This window comes from Pseudomonas sp. NPDC087803 (assembly GCF_044742995.1).
In the GTDB taxonomy this organism is placed as follows: domain Bacteria; phylum Pseudomonadota; class Gammaproteobacteria; order Pseudomonadales; family Pseudomonadaceae; genus Aquipseudomonas.
The window spans coordinates 1-21589 of sequence record NZ_JBIUVO010000029.1 but is presented as its reverse complement, the minus strand read 5'-3'; the positions used below and the strand labels follow the sequence as shown (position 1 = coordinate 21589).

General features: G+C 60.3%; 22 protein-coding genes. 14 read left to right on the top strand and 8 right to left on the bottom strand.

The window, feature by feature from the left end:
• Nucleotides 1-13: 13 nt before the first annotated feature.
• The 3 genes from ACIOUG_RS15805 to ACIOUG_RS15795 are packed head-to-tail and all read left to right on the top strand — an operon-like array spanning nucleotide 14 to nucleotide 3656.
• The gene (locus ACIOUG_RS15805; RefSeq protein ID WP_401066846.1) at nucleotides 14-1822 is read left to right on the top strand and encodes an ATP-binding protein; all 1809 of its coding nucleotides are present in this window, start codon (nucleotides 14-16) and stop codon (nucleotides 1820-1822) included.
• Nucleotides 1819-3204 (top strand): sigma-54-dependent transcriptional regulator, encoded by a 1386-nt coding sequence (locus tag ACIOUG_RS15800; protein ID WP_401066845.1) that lies wholly within the window; start codon nucleotides 1819-1821, stop codon nucleotides 3202-3204. The genes ACIOUG_RS15805 and ACIOUG_RS15800 overlap by 4 nt, the downstream gene beginning before the upstream one ends.
• Nucleotides 3201-3656 carry a YiiD C-terminal domain-containing protein gene (locus tag ACIOUG_RS15795; RefSeq protein WP_401066844.1) on the top strand — a complete coding sequence of 152 codons (456 nt, stop codon included), beginning with the start codon at nucleotides 3201-3203 and terminating at the stop codon, nucleotides 3654-3656. The genes ACIOUG_RS15800 and ACIOUG_RS15795 overlap by 4 nt, the downstream gene beginning before the upstream one ends.
• A gap of 84 nt (nucleotides 3657-3740) precedes the next feature.
• Here ACIOUG_RS15795 and cysQ read toward each other — a convergent pair whose 3' ends face one another.
• Together cysQ and nudE are read right to left on the bottom strand one after the other, a co-directional pair.
• Nucleotides 3741-4574: a 3'(2'),5'-bisphosphate nucleotidase CysQ gene (gene cysQ, locus ACIOUG_RS15790; RefSeq protein WP_401066884.1), complete on the bottom strand. Its 834-nt coding sequence runs from the start codon at nucleotides 4572-4574 to the stop codon at nucleotides 3741-3743.
• A gap of 5 nt (nucleotides 4575-4579) precedes the next feature.
• Nucleotides 4580-5146 (bottom strand): ADP compounds hydrolase NudE, encoded by a 567-nt coding sequence (nudE, locus tag ACIOUG_RS15785; RefSeq protein WP_401066842.1) that lies wholly within the window; start codon nucleotides 5144-5146, stop codon nucleotides 4580-4582.
• An 88-nt stretch (nucleotides 5147-5234) separates the two neighbouring features.
• On the opposite strand from nudE, the gene yrfG reads away from it, so the two are divergent.
• Complete coding sequence (gene yrfG / locus ACIOUG_RS15780) at nucleotides 5235-5897, top strand: GMP/IMP nucleotidase (RefSeq protein WP_401066840.1); 663 nt, start codon at nucleotides 5235-5237, stop codon at nucleotides 5895-5897.
• A gap of 93 nt (nucleotides 5898-5990) precedes the next feature.
• Here the strand turns inward: yrfG and lysM are convergent, their stop codons facing one another.
• Nucleotides 5991-6440 (bottom strand): peptidoglycan-binding protein LysM, encoded by a 450-nt coding sequence (gene lysM, locus ACIOUG_RS15775; protein ID WP_401066839.1) that lies wholly within the window; start codon nucleotides 6438-6440, stop codon nucleotides 5991-5993.
• Between the two features lie 141 nt (nucleotides 6441-6581).
• Here lysM and ACIOUG_RS15770 point away from each other — a divergent pair, with 141 nt between their 5' ends.
• The 4 genes from ACIOUG_RS15770 to ACIOUG_RS15755 all read left to right on the top strand — a co-directional run bounded on the left by ACIOUG_RS15770 (nucleotide 6582) and on the right by ACIOUG_RS15755 (nucleotide 11557).
• Nucleotides 6582-7469, top strand: coding sequence for a LysR family transcriptional regulator (locus ACIOUG_RS15770; RefSeq protein WP_401066838.1), 888 nt, complete (start codon nucleotides 6582-6584; stop codon nucleotides 7467-7469).
• 92 nt (nucleotides 7470-7561) lie between these two features.
• Nucleotides 7562-8401 carry a formate dehydrogenase accessory sulfurtransferase FdhD gene (fdhD, locus tag ACIOUG_RS15765; RefSeq protein ID WP_401066836.1) on the top strand — a complete coding sequence of 280 codons (840 nt, stop codon included), beginning with the start codon at nucleotides 7562-7564 and terminating at the stop codon, nucleotides 8399-8401.
• A complete protein-coding gene (locus tag ACIOUG_RS15760; protein ID WP_401066835.1) occupies nucleotides 8398-10746 on the top strand; it encodes an FdhF/YdeP family oxidoreductase in 2349 nt (782 codons plus the stop codon). Before fdhD ends, ACIOUG_RS15760 begins: the two co-directional genes overlap by 4 nt.
• Nucleotides 10747-11074: 328 nt before the next feature.
• Nucleotides 11075-11557 carry a glycine zipper domain-containing protein gene (locus ACIOUG_RS15755; protein WP_003220670.1) on the top strand — a complete coding sequence of 161 codons (483 nt, stop codon included), beginning with the start codon at nucleotides 11075-11077 and terminating at the stop codon, nucleotides 11555-11557.
• A gap of 103 nt (nucleotides 11558-11660) precedes the next feature.
• On the opposite strand, the gene ACIOUG_RS15750 is transcribed toward ACIOUG_RS15755, so the two are convergent.
• The 4 genes from ACIOUG_RS15750 to ACIOUG_RS15735 form a co-directional block, all read right to left on the bottom strand.
• Nucleotides 11661-12092: an acyl-CoA thioesterase gene (locus ACIOUG_RS15750; RefSeq protein ID WP_401066833.1), complete on the bottom strand. Its 432-nt coding sequence runs from the start codon at nucleotides 12090-12092 to the stop codon at nucleotides 11661-11663.
• Between the two features lie 30 nt (nucleotides 12093-12122).
• Nucleotides 12123-13346, bottom strand: coding sequence for a 3-hydroxyacyl-CoA dehydrogenase NAD-binding domain-containing protein (locus tag ACIOUG_RS15745; RefSeq protein ID WP_401066831.1), 1224 nt, complete (start codon nucleotides 13344-13346; stop codon nucleotides 12123-12125).
• A 220-nt stretch (nucleotides 13347-13566) separates the two neighbouring features.
• A complete protein-coding gene (locus tag ACIOUG_RS15740) occupies nucleotides 13567-15495 on the bottom strand; it encodes an ATP-dependent DNA helicase RecQ (RefSeq protein ID WP_401066830.1) in 1929 nt (642 codons plus the stop codon).
• 180 nt (nucleotides 15496-15675) lie between these two features.
• The gene (locus ACIOUG_RS15735; protein ID WP_401066828.1) at nucleotides 15676-16179 is read right to left on the bottom strand and encodes a polysaccharide deacetylase; all 504 of its coding nucleotides are present in this window, start codon (nucleotides 16177-16179) and stop codon (nucleotides 15676-15678) included.
• A 290-nt stretch (nucleotides 16180-16469) separates the two neighbouring features.
• Here ACIOUG_RS15735 and ACIOUG_RS15730 point away from each other — a divergent pair, with 290 nt between their 5' ends.
• From ACIOUG_RS15730 to ACIOUG_RS15705, 6 genes are all read left to right on the top strand, one after another.
• Nucleotides 16470-16757, top strand: a complete 288-nt coding sequence (locus ACIOUG_RS15730) for a hypothetical protein (RefSeq protein WP_401066827.1) — start codon at nucleotides 16470-16472, stop codon at nucleotides 16755-16757.
• A gap of 95 nt (nucleotides 16758-16852) precedes the next feature.
• A complete protein-coding gene (locus ACIOUG_RS15725) occupies nucleotides 16853-17980 on the top strand; it encodes a hypothetical protein (protein ID WP_401066825.1) in 1128 nt (375 codons plus the stop codon).
• 367 nt (nucleotides 17981-18347) lie between these two features.
• Complete coding sequence (locus ACIOUG_RS15720; RefSeq protein ID WP_401066824.1) at nucleotides 18348-18647, top strand: hypothetical protein; 300 nt, start codon at nucleotides 18348-18350, stop codon at nucleotides 18645-18647.
• A gap of 188 nt (nucleotides 18648-18835) precedes the next feature.
• On the top strand, nucleotides 18836-18997 hold the full coding sequence (locus ACIOUG_RS15715) for a YhfG family protein (protein ID WP_400498785.1): 162 nt from the start codon (nucleotides 18836-18838) through the stop codon (nucleotides 18995-18997).
• Nucleotides 18998-19175: 178 nt separating this feature from the next.
• A complete protein-coding gene (locus tag ACIOUG_RS15710) occupies nucleotides 19176-19667 on the top strand; it encodes a helix-turn-helix domain-containing protein (protein ID WP_401066823.1) in 492 nt (163 codons plus the stop codon).
• Nucleotides 19664-20929: a type II toxin-antitoxin system HipA family toxin gene (locus tag ACIOUG_RS15705; protein WP_401066822.1), complete on the top strand. Its 1266-nt coding sequence runs from the start codon at nucleotides 19664-19666 to the stop codon at nucleotides 20927-20929. Before ACIOUG_RS15710 ends, ACIOUG_RS15705 begins: the two co-directional genes overlap by 4 nt.
• Nucleotides 20930-20985: 56 nt before the next feature.
• On the opposite strand, the gene ACIOUG_RS15700 is transcribed toward ACIOUG_RS15705, so the two are convergent.
• The coding region (locus ACIOUG_RS15700; RefSeq protein ID WP_401066820.1) for a phosphoenolpyruvate carboxykinase (ATP) at nucleotides 20986-21589 on the bottom strand (604 nt) is incomplete at its 5' end.

Sequence of the window (21589 nt, the reverse complement as noted above, 5' to 3'; positions counted from 1 at the left end):
GCGCATCCGGCTCATGAAACCTACCCTTCCCCGCAGACCCCGCTGGCGCAGCCTCGCCCTGCTGGCCCTGTGTCTGGCGCCGCTGCTGTGGCCGCTGGAACATCTTGCCGAGCGCTATTACCGCAGTGAACTGGCCGGGCAAAACCGCCAGACCCTCGACCTCTACGTCGCCAACCTGCTCGGCACCCTGCACCGTTATGAAGTGTTGCCGCAGATTCTCGGCGACCTGCCGGCCCTGCGTGCCGTGCTCGGCGCACCGGACGACGGTGTCACCCAAGGCAACGCCAATCGCCTGCTGAAAAACATCGCGGCGCAGACCGGCGCCGAAGTCATGTACCTGATGGACACCAGCGGCCAGACCCTCGCAGCCTCGAACTGGGACAAACACGACAGTTTCGTCGGCCGCAATTTTGCTTTCCGTCCCTATTTCAGCGAAGCCATGGCCGGACGTCTGGGGCGTTTCTTCGGCCTCGGCACTACTTCGGCCAAACGCGGTTATTTCTTCGCCGCGGCAGTGCGCAACGGCGAAAAAATCATCGGCGTGCTGGTGATCAAGGTCGACCTCGATCACACCGAAAGCCTGTGGGGCAAAACCCCGGAACAACTGCTGGTGACCGACCATAACGGCGTGGTGATTCTCACCTCGCGCCCGGAATGGCGCTTCCGCTCAACCCGTACCTTGAGCGAGCCCGAGCGCTCGGCGATCACCGCGATCCAGCCTTATCCGACCCGCGAGCCGCGTCCGCTGAACCTCAGCCCCAACGCCTGGCTGACGCAAACCGTGAACATCGCCGAAACCGGCTGGAGCGTCAGCATCCTCGCCCCGCGCACGCTGATCGACCGTCCGGTGCGCACCGTGGTGGCAATCGGCGGCGCCACGCTGCTGGTGGTGATGCTGTTGCTGGGCCTGATGATGCAGCGCCGCCGGCATTATCTGGAACGCATCGCCTTCGAAGCCAAGGCCCGTCGTGAACTGGAAGGCCGGGTGGCCGAACGGACCAGCGATCTGGAAGGCCTCAACCGCCGCCTCAAGCAGGAAGTACTGGAGCGTGAACAGGCCCAGCAGGAACTGGTGCGCGCCCAGGACGATCTGGTCCAGGCCGGCAAACTCTCGGCACTGGGCACCATGTCGGCGAGCATCAGCCACGAACTCAATCAGCCGTTGGCGGCGATTCGCAGCTACGCGGAAAACGCCGAAGTGCTGCTCGATCATCAACGCACCGACGATGCTCGCGGCAACCTCAAACTGATCAGCGAACTGACCGGGCGCATGGCCTCGATCATCGCCCACCTGCGGGCCTTCGCCCGCCGCGATCGCCATGCCCCGGAAAGCGTCGCCCTGCAACCGGCGCTGGACGATGCGCTGGCGTTGCTGGCCAAACGGCGCCGCAGCATGGAAGTCGAGCTGATCCGCGACCTGCCGGCCGCCACGCTGTGGGTCGAGGCCGGGGAAACCCGTCTGCGTCAGGTGCTCGGCAACCTGCTGGCCAACGCCCTCGATGCGCTGACCGAAAAAGGCCCGCCGCGCAAACTGTGGCTGAGTGCCGAATCCACTGCCGAGGGCGTCAATCTGTACATTCGCGACAACGGCCCGGGCTTTTGCATGGAAGCCCTCGGCCGCGCCAGCGAGCCCTTCTACACCACCAAGACCCGCACTCAGGGCCTTGGCCTGGGGCTGGCCATCTGTGAAACCCTGATGCGCGCCTTCGGCGGTGAACTGTCGTTCGCCAACCACAAGCAAGGTGGCGCCTTGATCACCCTGCGGCTGCGCGCCGGCGCGCCCGGGGTCAGCCTGCAACCGTCCGAGGATCGAAGTGCATGACCATCGACAATCGCATTCAGGTGGTGTTGATCGACGACGATCCGCACCTGCGTCAGGCCCTCGGCCAGACCCTGGACCTGGCCGGGCTGAAAATCCTCCCGTTGTCCGAAGCCAAAGGTCTGGCCGGACAACTGGAGCGTGACTGGCCCGGCGTGGTGGTCAGCGACATCCGCATGCCGGGCATGGACGGCCTGGAGCTGTTGCGCGAATTGCATGCGCAGGATCCGGAGCTGCCGGTGCTGCTGATCACCGGCCACGGCGATGTGCCGCTGGCGGTGCAGGCGATGCGTGCCGGTGCCTATGACTTTCTGGAAAAACCGTTCGCCAGTGACGCGCTGCTCGACAGCGTGCGCCGCGCCCTGGCCCTGCGCCGGCTGGTGCTGGACAACCGCAGCCTGCGTCTGGCCCTGAGCGATCGCAACGAACTGAGCGCAAGACTGGTCGGCCACTCGGCGCCGATGCTGCGCCTGCGCGAGCAGATCGGCGCGCTGGCGGCGACCAAGGCTGACGTGCTGATCCTCGGTGAAACCGGCGCCGGCAAAGAAGTCGTGGCCCGTGCGCTGCACGACTTGTCGAGCCGCCGTAACGGCCCGTTCGTGGCGATCAACGCCGGGGCACTGGCGGAATCGGTGGTCGAAAGCGAACTGTTCGGGCATGAGCCGGGCGCGTTTACTGGCGCGCAAAAACGCCGCATCGGCAAGTTCGAATTCGCCAACGGCGGCACGCTGTTCCTCGATGAAATCGAAAGCATGAGCATGGACGTGCAAGTGAAACTGCTGCGCATGCTGCAAGAGCGTGTGGTCGAACGGCTGGGTGGCAATCAACTGATCCCGCTGGACATCCGGGTCATCGCCGCAACCAAGGAAGACCTGCGTCAGGCCGCCGATCAAGGGCGTTTCCGCGCCGACTTGTACTATCGCCTGAACGTCGCACCACTGCGCATTCCGCCGCTGCGCGAACGTGGCGAAGACGCGCTGGTGCTGTTCCAGCATTACGCCGATGAAGCCAGCGCCCGGCATGGCTTGCCGCCGCACGAACTGCAACCGGCGCAACGTGCCTTGCTGCTGCGCCACACCTGGCCGGGCAACGTGCGCGAACTGCAGAACGCTGCCGAGCGTTTCGCCCTCGGTCTGGAGCTGGCGCTGGACAACAGTGGCGTCGAAGGCAGCGGCAACAGCGTGGAAGTCATCAGTGGCGGGCTCAGCGAGCAAGTGGAAAACTTCGAGAAGTCGTTGATTGCCGCCGAGCTGGCGCGCTCGCACAGCTCGGTGCGCAGCCTCGCCGAAGCTCTGGGTATTCCGCGCAAGACCCTGCACGACAAACTGCGCAAGCACGGTTTGAATTTTGCCGACAGTGGCGCCCATGGAGACGAAGCCGAATGAGCCGCGACAGTCGCTATCTGGAATCGGTGCTGCATCACGACATTCCGCTGACCCGCGAGATGGGCCTCAGGGTTCTCGCCTGGCACGAGCAGCAGTTAAGCCTGCACCTGCCGCTGGAGCCGAACGTCAATCACAAGAGCACCATGTTCGGCGGCAGTCTGTATTGCGGCGCGGTGCTGGCGGGTTGGGGCTGGCTGCATTTGCGCCTGAAGGAAGAAGGCATCGAAGACGGGCACATCGTGATTCAGCAGGGGCAGATCAGCTATCCGCTGCCCGTGACCGGTGATGCCACGGCGATTTGTCCGCCACCGCAAGCGGCGGTCTGGAACAAGTTTTTGGCGATGTATCAGCGTTATGGACGCGCACGGTTGACGCTCGATACGCGGATCGTCAACGCCGGGAGTGAAGAGGATGCGGTGACGTTCAGCGGGCAATACGTTCTGCACCGCTGAAGCAAAAGATCGCAGCCTGCGGCAGCTCCAACACGGGTTTCGCATTTCCCTGTAGGAGCTGCCGCAGGCTGCGATCTTTTGATCTTATGAGCGCGCCAGCTCCAACAGTCTTGAACGCCACGCCGCTTTCGCCGGCAGCGCCAGAAAGAATTCATTGAGCAGCGATTCCCGCGCCGGATAACAGAACGCTTCGCCCTGCAGATCCACCACCTCACCGCCCGCACCTTCAAGCACACCCTGTGCTGCCGCGGTATCCCACTGCGAAGTCGGCGCCAGTCGCGGATAGCAATCCGCCGCCCCTTCGGCCAACAGACAGAATTTCAACGAACTGCCGATATTCGTCAGTTGCAACTCGCCCAGGCTGGCGCTCAAACCAGCGAGCAGACGCTCCTGCTCCGGACTGGAATGCCGACGGCTCGCCACCACGGTGAACGCTTCACCAGCGGCGAGTACGTCACGCACCTGAATCGCCACCGGCGAGCCACCTTTATCCCCACGCCACGCGCCGAGCCCCGCACCGCCGACATAGAAACGCCCATTGGTTGGCATCGACACCACGCCAAACACCACCCGACCGTTTTCGATCAGCGCGATGTTCACGGTGAATTCCTCACTGCCGCTGATGAACTCTTTTGTGCCATCCAGCGGGTCCACCAGCCACCAGCGCTGCCAGCCGGCGCGCACGCTCTGCGGGATATCGGCGTCCTCTTCGGACAGCACCGGAATGCTCGGATCGAGCGCCACCAGCCCGGCGACGATCAGATGGTGCGCGGCCAGGTCTGCCGCCGTCACCGGCGAGTCATCGGACTTGGCCGTAACCGCCACATCGGCGCGCCAGAACGGCAGGATCGCCTCGCCTGCCTGCAATGCCAGCGTAACCACTGGCGCCATCAACGGATGGGGAAAATTCATCGACATCTCACTCATGACTGAAAATACCCGCGCTGGCTCAGCAGATCGCGGGTCAGGTACAAAGCCGCCAGGGCACGGCCTTCGGTAAATTGCGGGTTCTGCGCCAGCGCTGCCAGTTCACGCAGATTGACCTTGTCGACCCGCATCGGCTCGGGCTCGTCGCCCTCCAGCCGCTCTTCATACAGATCGGTGGCCAGCACCACCTGGATCTTCTGGCTCATGTAACCGGGCGACAGCGACAGCTCGGTCAGATGTTCCAGTTGGCGGGCGCCATATCCGGCCTCTTCCTTGAGCTCGCGCTCGGCCGCCGCCAGCACATCCTCACCCGGCTCGATCAAGCCCTTGGGCAGCGACAATTCGTACGCATCAGTGCCGCCGCAGTATTCCTCGACCAGCACCGCGTGTTCGCTATCGAGCATTGCCACGATCATCACTGCGCCATAGCCCGCGCCTTTGCCGACCAGACGCTCGTAAGTGCGCTCCACGCCATTGGAAAAACGCAGCTTGAGTTCTTCCACGCAAAACAGACGACTGGTGGCGACGATCTCGCGGGCGAGTACAGTGGGTTTCTGGCGCATGCAAAGCTCCTTGGCGTGAACGCGCTACTATAACGTGGCTTTCCCGATTGTTTGTGTCGGATATCTTTCTACCGCTCGAGACGTTGCCATGCCTTCTTTACCGTGGTCTGACATCGATACCGTCCTGCTGGACATGGACGGTACGCTGCTGGATCTGCACTTCGACAACCATTTCTGGCTGGAACACCTGCCGCAACGCTACGCCGAACTGCACGGCGTAAGCCGCGCCATGGCCGAAATGGAACTGCAGCCGCTGTTCGAGCGCCATGCCGGTCAGTTGCAGTGGTACTGCCTGGATTTCTGGAGTGCCGAGCTGAAGCTGTCGGTGCGTGAGTTGAAACTGGAAACCGCGCACCTGATCGCCCTGCGCCCGGACGCCGATACCTTTCTGCAAGCGATCAAACGCGCCGGCAAACGGGTGATCATGATCACCAACGCCCACCGTGATTCGCTGTCGCTGAAGCTGGAACGGATCGAACTGGCGCCGTACTTCGAGCGGCTGATCAGCTCCCACGATTACGGGTATCCCAAGGAGAACCCGCAGTTCTGGGAGGCCTTGCAGGCGGATATCGCTTTTAACCCGGCGCGCAGTCTGTTCATTGATGACACCTTGCCGATCCTGCGCAGTGCGCGGGATTTTGGCGTGGCGCACCTGTTGGCGGTCAAAGAGCCGGACAGCCGCAAAGGGCCGAAGGACACCGCCGAGTTTGCGGCGGTCGAGGACTACCGCGATCTGATTCTGGAACTCTGATTTCCTGTAGGCGCTGCCGCAGGCTGCGATCTTTTGATCTTGTTTCAAGGTCAAAAGATCGCAGCCTGCGGCAGCGCCTACAGGGGGTGTGAGTTATTCAGGGATACGTAGTTTCTGGCCCGGGTAGATTTTGTTTGGATCCTTGAGCAGCGGCTTGTTCGCCTCGAAAATCTTGTTGTACTTGTTGGCATCGCCATACACGCGCTTGGAAATCGCACTCAGCGTGTCGCCCTTCTCGACTTCGACAAACTTCGCTTCCTTGGCCTCGCCGGCTGCTACGGTGATCTGATCATCCACACCGCTGACGCCGGCGACATTGCCCAATGCCAAGAGAATTTTTTCCTTCTCTTCCTGAGTCGCAGCCTCACCGGTGGCGATGACTTTCTCGCCCTCGACCTTGACCTGGATTTTCGAGGTATCAATCCCCGACAGCGCGTCCTGCACGTGCTTGGTCAGCGCCTCGCCATTCGCCTGAGCCTTGTCTGGCGTCAGCGCATCGAGGATTTTCTCACCGGCTTCTTTGATAAAGCTGAATAGGCTCATCGTGTTTCTCTCCATGGAATTAAAGGGTCAGACGTCAAAGCCTAGACCACCTTTGCCAAACCCGGTTCCAGCCCGACCAATGACCCCTCCCCTGCGCAGGCGTTAGAATCGCCCACCCCGCCAACACCTTCCGGAGCGACGATGGACATCAAGCAGCTGAAATTCCTCATCGCCCTCGACGAAACCCGCCACTTCGGCCAGGCCGCCGCGCGCTGCCACATCACCCAGCCGACCTTGTCGATGCGCCTGCGCAGCCTTGAAGAAGAACTCGATCTGCCGCTGGTCAATCGCGGCCAGCGCTTCGAAGGCTTTACCGCGCCGGGCGAGCGGGTGCTGGCGTGGGCACGCTCGGTGCTGGCGGCTTACGACGGGTTGCAGGCGGAAGCGGCGGCCTGTCGCGGCAACCTGATCGGTACGCTGCGTCTGGGGGTGGTGCCGTTGTCGAGCTTCGATCCGCTGCCACTGATGCAACGCCTGCACGCCGCGCACCCGAACCTGCGCTTCGAACTGTCGGCGCTGAGCTCCGAGCAGATCCTCGAACACCTGGCGAACAACCGTATCGACATCGGCGTGTCGTACCTCGATCGGCTGGATCACCAACGTTTCGAGTCGCTGGCCTTCAGCGAGACCCGCATGGGCCTGCTCTACGACCAGCGCTCTTTCACTTTCGGCGAGGCACCGTTGAGTTGGGAGTCGCTGATCGAGTTGCCATTGGGCATGCTCACCAGCGGCATGCATTTCCGCCAATCCATCGACCACAACTTCCACAGCCGGGGCCTGTCCCCGCAGCCGCTGCTGCAAACCGATGCCGTGCATCAATTGTTACAAGCTGTGCATGGCGGTTTCTGCTGCGCGGTGATGCCGCTGGAGGGGGGCCTGGAAAAACTCACCGATCACCTGCGCCTGCAACCGATCGCAAACGCCCAGACCCTCGCGCCACTGGGCCTGATCATGCGGCGCGGGGCACCGCGTTCGGCCTTGGCCGAGGCCTGTTTCGCGCTGTATCAGGCATCACCGACAACGCCTTGATCGACGGCGTCTATCAATAGATCGACAGTAGCGATTAGACGCGACAAGTTGCCGCGCCTAGTCTTAATGTTGATCAATCCGTCGGTGATGCCATGAACGCCAAGCGCCCAACTTGCGCGGCGCCTGCACTCGAAACGCCCGCGCCCGCCGCCAGCCAGACCTACAGCTACAGCGATCTGCCCCTCGTGGAATCGGCCAGCACCGCGCTCGCCGAGGAAGTCGCGTTGGCGATCGCCTACAACGGCATCAGTCAGGCGGTGATGCTGGTGACGCCGACCGATCTGGAAGACTTCATCGTCGGCTTCAGCCTCGGCAGCGGCATCATCGAAGACGCCAGCGACATTTATGACCTGCAACTGACCGGCGCGGGCTCGGCGCAATACGCGCAGGTGACCATCGCCAACCGCGCGTTCTGGAACCTCAAGCAACAGCGCCGACAATTGGCCGGCACCAGCGGCTGCGGCCTGTGCGGCGTTGAAGCCGTCGAGCAAGCCTTGCCCGATCTGCAAATCTTACCCGGCGCCCCGTTGCCGCCCGCCGCATGGCTCGACGGTCTGCGCCAGCGCATCGGCGCCTTTCAGCCCCTCGGCCAGCACTGCGGCGCGGTCCACGCGGCGGTGTTCATGAGCGCCAGCGGTGAATTGCTGCTGGGCCGTGAAGACATCGGACGGCACAACGCCCTCGACAAACTGATCGGCGGGCTGATCCGCCAGAAGATTTCCACCGCAGGCGGCCTGGCGATTGTCACCAGCCGTTGCAGTCTCGAATTGATCCAGAAAGTTTTGCGCGCCGGCATCCAGACTCTGGTCAGCCTGTCCGCGCCCACGGGCCTTGCCGTGCAATGGGCCCGTCGTCACAACCTCAATCTCATCCACCTGCCGCAGAAAAATGCGCCGCGGGTCTACAGCCCAGCGATGGAGAATCAAGCGTGAGCCAACATCATCAAGCCGACCAGAAACCCGTCCCGCGCTACAAGCCCTACAAGGGTGCCGCCGGTGGCTGGGGTGCGCTGATCAGCGTGGCCCAGGCCTGGTTGACCAGCGACAACGCGCTGAAAAACCTGCGCATGATGCTCAAGACCAACCAGAACGGCGGCTTCGACTGCCCGGGCTGCGCCTGGGGCGATTCGCCGGAAAGCGGCATGGTCAAGTTCTGCGAGAACGGCGCCAAAGCGGTGAACTGGGAGGCGACCAAACGTCGGGTGGACGGCAAGTTTTTCGCCAAACACAGCGTCACTTCGCTGCTGGAACAGAGCGACTACTGGCTCGAATATCAGGGCCGCCTGACCGAACCGATGGTCTATGACGCCGAGACCGATCGCTACAAACCGATCGCCTGGGATGATGCCTTCGCCCTGATCGGCAAACACCTGCAAGCGCTGGCGAGCCCCGATCAAGCCGAGTTCTATACCTCGGGCCGGGCCAGCAACGAAGCGGCGTATCTTTATCAGCTGTTCGTGCGCGCCTACGGCACCAACAACTTCCCGGACTGCTCGAACATGTGCCACGAGGCCAGCGGTGTGGCGCTGGCGCAGAGTGTTGGCGTCGGCAAAGGCACCGTGACCTTCGACGACTTCGAACACGCCGACGCGATTTTCGTCTGGGGCCAGAACCCCGGCACCAACCACCCACGGATGCTCGAACCGCTGCGTGAAGCGGTGAAGCGCGGCGCGCAAGTGGTGTGCATCAACCCGCTCAAGGAGCGTGGTCTGGAACGCTTCCAGCACCCGCAGCACCCGATCGAAATGCTCACCAACGGCGACAAGCCGACCAACACCGCGTATTTCCGTCCGGCGTTGGGCGGCGACATGGCGGTGCTGCGCGGCATGGCCAAGTTCCTCCTGCAATGGGAACGCGATGCGCAGAAGGCCGGCACGCCGGCAGTGTTCGATCATGATTTCCTCAACGCCCACAGCGCCAACGTGCTGGAGTATCTGGGCGTGGTCGATGACACGCCGTGGGAGCAGATCGTCGCGCAGTCCGGCCTGACCCTGGTGGAGATCGAGCAAGCGGCGCGCATGTACGCCAAAGGCAAGAACGTGATCATGTGCTGGGCGATGGGCATCACTCAGCACCGCCACTCGGTGCCGACCATCCAGGAAATCGCCAACCTGATGCTGCTGCGCGGCAACGTCGGCAAACCCGGCGCCGGCCTGTGCCCGGTGCGCGGCCACAGTAACGTGCAGGGCGACCGCACCATGGGCATCAACGAGCGTCCGCCAGTGGCGTTCCTCGATTCCCTTGAGCGGCGCTTCCAGTTCAAGGTGCCGCGTGACAACGGGCACAACGTGGTCGAAGCGATCCATGCGATGGCCGAGGGCCGCGCCAAGGTCTTCATCGGTCTGGGCGGCAACTTTGCCCAGGCCACGCCGGACAGCCCGCGCACCTTCGCGGCGCTGAGCAATTGCGACCTGACCGTGCAGATCAGCACCAAGCTCAACCGCAGCCATCTGGCCCACGGTAAAGATGCGCTGATCCTGCCGTGCCTGGGTCGTACCGACATCGACATCCAGAGCGAAGGCCCGCAAGCGGTCACCGTGGAAGACTCGTTCAGCATGGTCCACGCCTCCAACGGCCAGTTGCAGCCGCTGTCGAATCAGATGCGCTCGGAACCGGCGATCATCGCCGGGATCGCCGCCGCCACGCTGGGCAGCAAACCGGTGGACTGGAACTGGCTGGTGGCCGATTACCGGCGCATCCGCGACCTGATCGCCGATACCATTCCGGGCTTCAAGGACTTCAACGAGAAGGTCAAGAACCCGGGCGGTTTCTACCTCGGCAACAGCGCGGGTGCGCGCAAGTGGAACACCCCGTCGGGCCGCGCCAATTTCCGCGCGAACATGTTGCCGAAGGATCTGGTGCATGAACGCACCCGCGCCACCGGACAACTGCCAGACCTGATCCTGCAATCGATGCGCTCCCACGATCAGTACAACACCACGATCTATGGCCTCGACGACCGTTATCGCGGGGTCAAGGGCCAGCGCGATGTGCTGTTCGCCAACGAGGCCGACATCATTCGCCTGGGCTTCCGTCCGGGGCAGAAGGCCGACATCGTGTCGATCTGGGACGATGGCCGTGAGCGTCGGGTCAAGGGCTTTACCTTGCTGGCGTTTGATATTCCTGCGGGGCAGGCAGCGGCGTATTACCCGGAAGTGAATCCGCTGGTACCGCTGGAGAGCACCGGGGATGGCAGCCATACGCCAACCTCGAAATTCATTGCGATTCGCCTTGAAGCGGCGAGTGAAACTGGGCTGATCATGGCCAAGTCCGCGTAATGCGGTGCCTGGACTGACCCCTTCGCGAGCAAGCCCGCTCCCACATTGGAATGCATTTCAAATGTGGGAGCGGGCTTGCTCGCGAAAGCGCTGGCTCATTCAACAAAATTCTTTGTACTGCGCACCTTTCAAACGCCCACAAAAAAGGCCGCTTTTTCACAAAAGCGGCCTGTCCGAAGTAGCTAAAGACCGGCGAAAATCGCTTAAGTTCCGTATACAAAACAGTAACTTGCAGAATTGTATACAAGTCGTGTTATTCGTCGGATTTCGATTGTCAGCCCTGATACAGAGCCTCAGGATCGCGCCGTCATCCCTTTGAGGCTCCTCTATGAAGTTCTCCTCGATTCTCTTGTTGTCCCTTGGCCTGGTCAGTGGCTTCGCTTCTGCCGGAGGCACCACCGAAGCAGGTGTGGGCGGCGCATTGGGCGGGGTTCTTGGCTCGGTCGTCGGTCAGTCTTTAGGCGGCAGCACAGGTTCAACCATTGGCGCGGCCCTGGGCGGCGCGGGTGGTAGCGCGGTTGGCGCCAACAAACACAGCCGTGGCGAAGCGGCCATTGGCGGTGCGCTGGGCGCAGCCGGCGGTAACGTGGTCGGCCGCAGCATGGGCGGCACCACCGGCAGCCTGATCGGCGCGGCAGCAGGTGGCGGCGCCGGTGGCGCGCTGGGCAACTACATGGGCAACAAGAGCAATGAAGACGATCGTCGTTACGATCGTGGTCGCGACGACCGTCGCTACTACCGCGACGACCACCGTGGTCGCGGCCATGCTTACGGCCATCGCAAGCATCATCGGTATTACAACCACCGCTGATTGCTGAGCTTTTTCAGCAGCAGTTCAAAAGATCGCAGCCTGCGGCAGCTCCTACAGTCGAACCCTGTAGGAGCTGCCGCAGGCTGCGATCTTTTTTGCGTTATCAAACCAGCAAACGCTCCAGCGCCTGGCGCAACCGGCCGGGAATCGGCACCGGCTGATTGCTCGCCCGATCCACAAACACATGGACAAAACGCCCCGCCGCACACGCCTCGCTTTCGCCAGCCTTGAACACCGCCAGTTCATATTGCACCGAACTGTTGCCCAGCTTGCCGACTCGCAGACCGATCTCGATCTGATCCGGGAACGCGATCGAGGCGAAATAATCGCAAGATGAACTCACGACGAAACCCACTACCTCGCCATCGTGGATATCCAGGCCACCGACCTGAATCAAGTAAGTGTTCACCGCGGTATCGAAAAAGCTGTAGTAGGTAACATTGTTGATGTGCCCATAAGCATCGTTGTCGTGCCAACGGGTGGTGATCGGCTGGAAATGCGGGTAATCGGTGCGTTGCGGCATGGTGCTGGACATCGGTGTCGATTCCTTGAGTTTCCGCCCAGTCTAAAGGTAAAAACCTTTCCCTCGCGCCGCCAACTCGCCAATCAGTGGCGCCGGCCGCCATTGATCGCCCTGGCGCGTCTCCAGCGCCAGCAAGCGCTTGTGAATGTCTGCCAGCCCCTGATCGTCCGCCCAGGCCATCGGGCCGCCTCTGTCCGCCGGGAAGCCGTAGCCATTGAGGTACACCTGATCGATGTCATGGGCCGATCCGGCAATGCCTTCCTGCAGAATTTTCGCGCCCTCGTTGACCAGCGCCAGAAGACACCGCTCGAGGATTTCCTCGGACCCTATCTCCCGGCGTTGAAAGCCGAGGCCTTCGCTGACGCTCAATATCAGCGCATCCACCTCAGGATCATGCTCGGCCTGACGACTGCCCGGCTCATAGTGGTAATAACCGTTGCCGGATTTCTGCCCGAAGCGCCCCAGCTCGCATAAGCGATTGTCGACCTGAACCTCTGGCGCATCCTGGCCCTTGCCGGCCAACTCGCGCGCACGCCATTCCAGATCAATGCCGACCACGTCGTACATGCGAAACGGCCCCATGGCGAACCCGAAGCCCTGCAATGTCGCATCAACCTGCTGCGGGAAAGCCCCTTCGAGCAGCATCTTGCGTGCCTCCAGCACATACGGATGCAGCATGCGATTGCCGATAAAACCGTGGCAGTTGCCCGACACCACACTGACCTTGCCCATGCGCTTGCCCAGCGCCAGGGCCGCTTCCAGCACGGCCGGCGCAGTCTGCGCCCCACGGACGATTTCCAGCAGCTTCATGATGTGCGCCGGGCTGAAGAAGTGCAGGCCGAGCACTTGCGTCGGACGTTTTGTTGCAGCGGCAATCGCGTCGATATCCAGCGCCGACGTGTTACTCGCCAACAGTGCCTCAGGCTTGAGCAGGCCATCCAGTTCGCGAAAGATCTTCTGCTTGAGCTCAAGGTTTTCGTACACCGCTTCGATCACCAGATCGACATTGCGGATCGCCGCATAATCCGCCGCCGCGCTGACCCGCGCGATACGCGCATCCGCCTCGGCCTGATCGATCCGGCCCTGGCGCACGTTGTGTGCATAAGTGTCGGCCACCGAGGTCAACGCCTGCTCAAGCATCTGTGGGTTGTTATCGACCCACTGCACGGCGATGCCGGCATTGGCCAGGCACATGACAATGCCGCGGCCCATGGTGCCTGCGCCGATCACGGCAGCTTGCTGGATATCGAAGGATGTCTGGCTCATGTTGTTCTCTTGTTGGCGATCCGAAGACAGCCTTCACCATAGTCAGGCACTGGACGTTTTTGAAGTTTATTACCGTGATGAGCGACATTCAGCGCATGGATAAACCCCAATCGCCCTGAAGCCGCACCCTGTAGGAGCTGCCGAAGGCTGCGATCTTTTGATCTTGATTTTCAAGAGCGAAATCAAAAGATCGCAGCCTTCGGCAGCTCCTACAGACAGATCAGAGATGCTCTTGAGCCCAACTGCGGACTTCTGCGTACGGATACTCTTCCAGCGCCGCATACCCGGAAATCGTCCGCGCCTTGAGCTTGGTAAACAGCGGCACACTGATCCCGCACAGAAACCGCGTCAGGCGCTCCGCCGTCGGCACATTGCCGGTGTGCTGTTCGTGCCTGTGGATAAAATCACCGCACAGCGTCGCGAAGTTTTTATCCACAAGCGCCGGCAACTCGGGAGGCGTCGGCAGCCGCGCAACATCACCGTGGCAAACCGAACAATGCCCGCAATGTTCGGGCGCGTTGTGGTCGCCGAAGTATTCGGCCAGGCGATACCCCAGGCAGCGTTCAGTGGCGAAGAGTTCGAGCATGGCGTGAATCCGCGCGACTTCAGTCTGCTCATGCCGGGTGAAATACCCGTGCAACTCCGCACTCAAAACAGCGCTGTCGAAGTCGCTGTGCAGCACGTTGTAGACCTCGGTCATCTGCTTGCTCTCAAGCTCGACCCAGCCCTTCTCCTGAAAATAATCCAGCGCCGTCACCACCCGATTGCGCTCAGCCGAATACTGCGTGTACATCGCCTCGAAATTCACCGTGGCCCAGGTCCGTGCGCGGCTGGAGGTCTGGATGATGGCCGCGACAAAATCCCTGCGCTCACCGTCGAATCGCTCAAGCAGCGCTTGCGGCTCCAGCAGGTATTTGAAACGGTATTCGGCGTAATACGCATAGCGCGGCGCGATCAGGCCACGCAACTCCAGTTGCACCAGCAAAGTCTTCAGCGGCAACGTGCGAATGTTGCTCTGATCAGCCAGCGGCCCGAGCAGAAATTCCCACTGCCCTTCGGGCGCGGCCGCCTGCATTTCCTCCAGCACACAACGAATCCCCTCGCGCTCCGGGGTATCGCCGTAGACGAAGTTTTCCAGCACGTTGAGGCTGTCGCGGTTGGCCAGCACCAGACAATCCGATGGCTGCCCGTCCCTCCCGGCGCGACCGATTTCCTGACTGTAGTTCTCGATGGATTTGGGCAGGTCGAAATGCACCACGTTGCGGATGTCGCTCTTGTCGATGCCCATGCCGAAGGCGATGGTGGCGACAATGCAATTGGACTGCCCGGCCATGAAGCGCTTCTGGATCGCCTCGCGCTGATCGTTGGGCAAACCGGCGTGATAAGCCTCGGCCTGTATGCCGTTGCGCCCCAAGTGCTCGGCGATGTGCTCGGCGGTTTTCTGCAGGGTGACGTAGACGATGCTCGGCTGGCCCGGGCGCTCGCTCATCCACTCCACCAGCCGCCTGCGCTTGTCCTGACCGCGCACCGGTTCCACCAGCAGATTGAGGTTGGGCCGGTAGAAGCCGGTGGTCACCACATCTTCGGCGGCAATGGCGAATTTCGCCTGCATGTCGGCGATCACTTTCGGCGTCGCCGTGGCGGTCAGCAGCAGCGTTTGCGGGATGTTGAACTGGCGCTGGTAGTCCGGCAACTTCAGATAGTCGGGGCGGAAATTGTGGCCCCACTCCGAGATGCAGTGCGCCTCGTCCACCACCAGCAGCGAGATCGGCACCTGCTGCAAAAAGTTGCGGAAACGCTCGTTCTTCAGGCGCTCCACCGAGATCATCAGAATCTTCAATTCACCCGAACGGGCGCGGGCCATCACATCATTGGCGTCATCGCGGCTTTGTGCCGAATCGATGCTGCCGGCACTGATGCCGTGACGTTTGAGGAACGCCAGTTGATCTTGCATCAACGCCAACAGGGGCGAGACCACCAGGGTCAAATGCGGCAGCAACAGTGCCGGCACTTGATAGCACAGCGACTTGCCGGATCCGGTGGGAAAAATCGCTGCCGCCGAGCGCCCCGCCAGTACCGCGCTGATCGCGGTTTCCTGCCCGGGGCGAAACTGTGGATAACCGAAAACCTGTTCCAGGGTGTTGTGCATGCGCTGTCACTCCGTTGACCGCTGTGATGCCAACAGCCTAGCGGGCGATCGCAGCGAGTCGAGAAAAGGCCGGGGTCAATTCAATACGGGATGATACAGCCAATGATGCAGACAACTCGCTCCACTGCAGGAGCGAGCTGCTCGCGAAGAGGCCCGCAACAACGATACAAATTTATCGGCTCAGGGTTGCAAAATCGCCACCCGCAGTTGCTCGTTCAACACCTGCTCATGCACGCCCTGACTCTTGCTCGCCCACAGCGCATGGGCCGGGCTGATGTCACCGGTAAAGGCCGCCGCCAACTGCCGCAGCTCCGCGACACTGCGCACGCGCGGGCAGAACGGTTGCCCGTCACAGTCCACGCTGGCATGGCGATAGGTGCTGAGCAAACGATCCCACAGACCGTCTCGCACCTGCCGGATCGACTTGAGCTGCACATGCGGCACACCCAGTCGCCGCTCCAGCCCGACCTCATCCAGCGCTTCGCTGGCGAGCAGGGTTTTGCCGAACATCAACACCTCGGCACGCGAGGCAGTATCAATGCCGGTCTGGCTGGAGAGCGCATCGGGCCAGCCGGTGCGTTCAAGGTCAGCGAACACCCAGCCGTTGCTGACGTCGGACCCCACGGCCAAACGGCAACCACTGGCCCACAGCAATAAAATCGAGGCCATACGTAGCCACTGCATACTCAATTCCCTTTAAGCACGTATCGGACGTTTGGAAACGTCCTACGGATTCTGGCGCGCACCATACAGAGGTTTGCCACGAAACGCCTGTGAATCCCGTGGGAAATTTCAGCGCTAGGGGTTTCACCTCGAAAAAGCTGCAAAACCTTGTAGGGCATATGCCCGATCCTCGGAAAAACCCCTACGAACGCTGTCCATTGCGGCGCTCTTGTGAGTGCTCGCCACGCACTTCTATAGTGGCCGCCGCGACTGAAAACACCGGAGCGACTTCGTACAGGACACGTCCCACCATGAACAGGCAAAACCCGCTGCTCTCTCGTTACCAGCCCCTGAAAACCACTTACAGCGACAATCCGGTGCTGGTCATCGATACCACGGCCAGCCACGGTGATCTGCTGGATGCCGCGCACCAGCGCCTGCGCGCAGCCAGTGATCTGCTGGAGACTCTTTACTGTTTGTGTTTCAAACAGGCCGATGTCAAAGACATCCCCAACATCGTCAATGCGCTTTATTTATTGACCCAGGACGGCTGTGAACTACTGGAAGTAGCAAAACTGCAAATAATCAACCCCGTGTAAAAACCACAACTACAAATAACGCAACAACTGAAAACTTCAAACATTGAAAGTTTAAAACTAGCCTGCTTGCTCTTACATTAATCAAGAGCAACATCATGACAACCGTAACTATTTTCTTTTGTGGCACCGGCTCTACCAAGTTCGACACCACCAACGCCAACTATTGGGACGGCGAACTGGTATCCACACTCGCCTCGCACCACAGCGGCCGCGAATTCGCCGAATGGATCGTGGTCGATGGCCCCGGCACCAGCAACCTGCAGGCCGACGAACTGTTCACCAAGTCCGCCGACTACGGCATGAGCGGCACCCTGTTCGGCAAAGGCTGGGAAGAGAACGTGCTGCACGCGATGAACATCATCAAGGGCCAGTGCGACTGGCAGCGTGAGCAACTGACCGAAGCCGAATACAACCGCCTCAAGGCCGCCGGTGTGCCCATCGAAGATGTAAAAAACGAAGGCACCTGGTTCTGGCGTAAATACAACTACGGTGATCGCAGCGTGACCCAACAGAAGTTGCAGGAGCAGATCATTAAAACTTTCCGCAAGGGCAGCGTTATTCCCACCCAAGTGAACCTGGTCGGTTGGAGTCGCGGCGGCATCAGTTGCCATATGCTGGCCAATGCCATGTTCAAGGACGCGGCATTGAAAAACATTCCAGTGAACATCTTTGCAATTGATCCGGTACCGGGCATCGGCAACTTTCAGGAGCATCGAGTCAAACTTAACAGCAACGTCAAAGAGTACATCGGCTTCTACGCCCGCGACGAACGCTCCAAAGGTTTCAGTTGCGTCATCCCGCAAACCGCCACCGGTACCCGGACACACATCTTCCCGATCCCCGGTCGCCACGCCACCCTGGTCGGCAACGCTGCCGCTGACGGCAACGCCGGTCCGAAAGTACTCGCCGAACCCGGCCAGTTCGTACGCCACTTCGCGGAAACCTGCCTCAAGCGCTGGGGCACCCCACTGAACAAAACCCTGAACCTGAGTGACGCCACCCTGAAAAACTTCGGCGACGCGATGGCCAGGGACGCGGCGAAATACAAGGCCATGGAAAAGTGCTCCTACACCTGGTTCACCGAACTGGACCAGGGCGAACGCTACGTATCGCTGGGCAGCAAGGGCGTACCGTTCTCGTCGGTGAAGGGTGGCATCTATGCACCAGACAGCGGACTGACCACCAGCGTGCTGGATCTGGCGGCGTATCGGCATATTCGTTGAAGGCACTGGGTGGCGATCGGCGTAAAGCGAAAAAACCTACAGCCATTGCCTATCGGATGTTCGTCCCGTTCCTACAAGGACAGACACCTTGTCGCCTATCACCACCCGGTAGCTCGAATCTATAGTCGTGACTGTCGCTGCCAATCAGCGGCTCGGGCTTGGTCACCTGAATGGATCGTGCAGACGCGTCCGCTGTATGCTGCCGGCACTCAATTGCCTGCAGTTTTATGGTGGCTGTGTTTGGGACACCTTCGGGTGTGCCGGGTCTGTGCACGATCCTCACCGGTTGACCAACCCGAACACAGTCGCCTCCTGTCGCTTGGTCACGATGTGGTGGTTTCACTTGGAGCATTTGAGGATCAACAAAATGAAAACATGGAATCAATTACCCGCTGATCGCTACCGCTCACTCGAATCCAACCTCACCGACACCAAGCCCCTGATCATCGACACAGAGGCCAACCCGCAAGACATCCTCGAATGCGCCGTCCAGCGCCTGCGCGCCTCCAGCGACCTGCTGAAAACCCTTTACTGCCTCAGCTTCAAACAAGCCGACGTCGAAGACATTCCCCACATCACCCACGCCCTGTATCTGCTTACGCAGGATGGCTGTGACCTGCTGCAGGTCGCGCAGCAGCAGATGCTCGGCTGGAAAGAACCGGCCTGAGATTGACAATGTTCGGATCGCTCTGCCGCCTCACCTGAGAGCGATCAATAAAAACGTGATCAAACATTGGAGCAACCATGAGCGAGTTTTTTGATGCACTGATGGAAAGCGTTCAGGAAATGGACGAGATCTTGCACGCGCAGCGCTGCAACTCGCCCCTTGCTCCGAAAATATCTGAAAAGAACACGCTGACTTTTCAGCAGAAACAAGCCTATTACGACAAGGTATACCGCTCGAATTATCTCGCCAGTTTACGCATTGAAGGCTTTGAAACGGTGCCTGCCGATGCGGCTGAATCATTGCCTGTTCGGCAGCAAATCCTTGATCGATACCGTCACAACACTAGCTGACCCCAGAGAGTGATCTGCGGCGCTTAAGTGGCATTATTCTGGCTGTTTACATGAAAAAAATCTTGAATAATGGCAGTTAACAGGAGCCGTTATTGCCGACTCCACGCCAAGAGGCAACCTTCTACTTAAGTGCTATTATTCTGGCAGTTAAGGAAAAAAAATGAAGGAATACTGCCACATGGCCAAGAAAACAGCGCCACTTCTGCCCGCCTCCGCTCGACTGCTGTCGGAATTTGGCGAACGGCTGAAGCTGGCTCGTCTGCGCCGCAAGCTGACGGCAAAGCAGGTCGCTGAACGGTCAGGCATGTCGCTGACCACCTTGCGCAATCTGGAGTCAGGCGAATCAGGAGTAACCATCGGCGCTTATCTGTCGGTCATGCAGGTGCTGGGCCTGGAAAAGGATCTGAATCAGCTTGCCGCGACCGATGAAATGGGCCGACAGCTACAGGATGCTCAGTTAATGCCTGCATCAAGATCCCCAATCAAAAAGCCACAGCGAGTACGCGGAGTCAGCGCGTTAAAAAAAGCTGCATCCGATCACAGCGAGACTTCAAGCGTCATCGATGCCGCTACTACAACAAAACTTCCGGACGATTTTCCAATCAACACGCACACTCTCTCCAATCTGTTGAAGAAGAAAAAGCCACGCTCCACGACAGGTGAAAAATGACGCTGATCGCTGTTTATGCAGATTGGGAATCGTTGAACGGCCCCAGGCGTCTCGGCTTCCTGCATGCCCGTAAGACACGCAATACCAACGTATTCGAGTTTGAATACGATCCCGTAGCGCTGGCCGACCCCGAGTTAAGCTTCACACAGCTGGACCCACGAATCGGACTTTTTCAAGGACGTCAGTTTCCTGGTCAACATCAGACTCGTTTTGGCGTCTTCGCTGACTCAAGCCCTGATCGTTGGGGCCAACTGCTAATGAAGCGGCGCCTGGAGAGGGATACACGAGACGGTTTGATTCCCAAGGGCAGCAAGCTATTCGAGTCTGACTATCTCCTTGGCGTGCATGACCAGTTCCGCGTCGGCGCCATCCGCTACAAGCTCAACGACGAGGGTAATTTTCTCGATGATCGCGATGGCGTTGCTGCCCCACCCTTTGTTGAATTACGTGCGCTGGAACAGGCGAGTCTGGCCTTGGAAAACGACACGGACAACACCGCACTCGATGGCCGCGAATGGCTAAGAATGCTCATCGCGCCGGGTGGCTCACTGGGCGGCGCCAGACCAAAAGCCAGTGTGGTCGACGAGCATGGCCAACTGTGGATCGCCAAGTTTCCCAGTACGCGAGACGACTACGATGTAGGTGGCTGGGAAATGCTGGTGAACGCCTTGGCGGTCAACTGCGGGCTACGTGTCGCAACCGGCATGGCACGACGTTACGCGAGCGACCACCACTGTTTTCTGGTCAAACGCTTCGACCGAACCGAACACGGTGGGCGCCACCACTTCGCCTCAGCCATGACCCTGACCAACCGCACCGACGGCGACGACGCTTCAACAGGCGCCAGCTACCTTGAGTTGGCGGAAGTACTCATGGAACACGGTTCGGAGCCCAATGCAGACCTTCGCGAGTTATGGTCGAGAATCGTCTTCAACATCCTGGTATCCAACACCGACGACCACCTGCGTAATCACGGATTTATTCTGGATCCCGGTCGGGGATGGCGCTTGTCGGCAGCGTATGACATGAACCCCGTAGCGCATGCAGATGGGTTGAAGCTGAACATCACTGATGCTGACAACGCGTTGGATCTGGAGCTGGCGAGGGAAGTGGCGGGGTATTTTCGAGTGAGCTCGATACATGCAGAAGAAATAATTGAGCACTTTAAATCCGAGATCAGCAACTGGCCGGAAGTAGCACGTGTATTGGGACTATCCAAGCGTGAACAGGACCTTATGGCAACAGCGTTTAGCCCCCTTTAATGCCCACAAAAAAGCCGCCCCTAAGAGGCGGCTTTTTAGTTCACAACAAACCAATCTTACAACTTAGGACCCGCAGCCTTGATCGCGTCGCTCACTTCGAACTTCTTGAAGTTCTCGATGAACAGACCGGCCAGCGCCTTGGCAGCTTCGTCGTAGGCAGCCTTGTCAGCCCAGGTGTTGCGTGGGTTGAGCAGGTTGGTTTCAACGCCCGGTACGGCCAGTGGCACATCGAGGTTGATGGTGTCCAGGTGCTCGGTGGCTGCACCGATCAGCGCGCCGCTCTGGATCGCAGCGATCACCGCACGGGTGGTCGGGATGTTGAAGCGTTTGCCGACGCCGTAGCCGCCGCCGGTCCAGCCGGTGTTGACCAGGTAGACCTTGGAGCCGAAGCCGCGGATGCGCTTGATCAGCAGTTCGGCGTATTCGCCAGCCGGACGCGGGAAGAACGGTGCGCCGAAGCAGGTGGAGAAGGTCGACTTGATGCCGCTGCCCGAACCCATTTCAGTCGAGCCCACCAGCGCGGTGTAGCCGGACAGGAAGTGGTAGGCCGCTTGTTCTTCGTTGAGGATCGACACTGGCGGCAGCACGACTGCGCCCTCCATCATCACGATGAGCACCGAGTAAGTGGCTAATATCATGTAACGCGCGGAACGCATGGCT

Bases quoted from the DNA above. Each gene is read 5' to 3' on its own strand.
- ACIOUG_RS15805 (WP_401066846.1), top strand. From the start codon at position 14: ATGAAACCTACCCTTCCCCGCAGACCCCGCTGGCGCAGCCTCGCCCTG.
- ACIOUG_RS15800 (WP_401066845.1), top strand. From the start codon at position 1,819: ATGACCATCGACAATCGCATTCAGGTGGTGTTGATCGACGACGATCCG.
- ACIOUG_RS15795 (WP_401066844.1), top strand. From the start codon at position 3,201: ATGAGCCGCGACAGTCGCTATCTGGAATCGGTGCTGCATCACGACATT.
- cysQ (WP_401066884.1), bottom strand. From the start codon at position 4,574: ATGTCGATGAATTTTCCCCATCCGTTGATGGCGCCAGTGGTTACGCTG.
- nudE (WP_401066842.1), bottom strand. From the start codon at position 5,146: ATGCGCCAGAAACCCACTGTACTCGCCCGCGAGATCGTCGCCACCAGT.
- yrfG (WP_401066840.1), top strand. From the start codon at position 5,235: ATGCCTTCTTTACCGTGGTCTGACATCGATACCGTCCTGCTGGACATG.
- lysM (WP_401066839.1), bottom strand. From the start codon at position 6,440: ATGAGCCTATTCAGCTTTATCAAAGAAGCCGGTGAGAAAATCCTCGAT.
- ACIOUG_RS15770 (WP_401066838.1), top strand. From the start codon at position 6,582: ATGGACATCAAGCAGCTGAAATTCCTCATCGCCCTCGACGAAACCCGC.
- fdhD (WP_401066836.1), top strand. From the start codon at position 7,562: ATGAACGCCAAGCGCCCAACTTGCGCGGCGCCTGCACTCGAAACGCCC.
- ACIOUG_RS15755 (WP_003220670.1), top strand. From the start codon at position 11,075: ATGAAGTTCTCCTCGATTCTCTTGTTGTCCCTTGGCCTGGTCAGTGGC.
- ACIOUG_RS15750 (WP_401066833.1), bottom strand. From the start codon at position 12,092: ATGTCCAGCACCATGCCGCAACGCACCGATTACCCGCATTTCCAGCCG.
- ACIOUG_RS15745 (WP_401066831.1), bottom strand. From the start codon at position 13,346: ATGAGCCAGACATCCTTCGATATCCAGCAAGCTGCCGTGATCGGCGCA.
- ACIOUG_RS15740 (WP_401066830.1), bottom strand. From the start codon at position 15,495: ATGCACAACACCCTGGAACAGGTTTTCGGTTATCCACAGTTTCGCCCC.
- ACIOUG_RS15735 (WP_401066828.1), bottom strand. From the start codon at position 16,179: ATGCAGTGGCTACGTATGGCCTCGATTTTATTGCTGTGGGCCAGTGGT.
- ACIOUG_RS15730 (WP_401066827.1), top strand. From the start codon at position 16,470: ATGAACAGGCAAAACCCGCTGCTCTCTCGTTACCAGCCCCTGAAAACC.
- ACIOUG_RS15725 (WP_401066825.1), top strand. From the start codon at position 16,853: ATGACAACCGTAACTATTTTCTTTTGTGGCACCGGCTCTACCAAGTTC.
- ACIOUG_RS15720 (WP_401066824.1), top strand. From the start codon at position 18,348: ATGAAAACATGGAATCAATTACCCGCTGATCGCTACCGCTCACTCGAA.
- ACIOUG_RS15710 (WP_401066823.1), top strand. From the start codon at position 19,176: ATGGCCAAGAAAACAGCGCCACTTCTGCCCGCCTCCGCTCGACTGCTG.
- ACIOUG_RS15705 (WP_401066822.1), top strand. From the start codon at position 19,664: ATGACGCTGATCGCTGTTTATGCAGATTGGGAATCGTTGAACGGCCCC.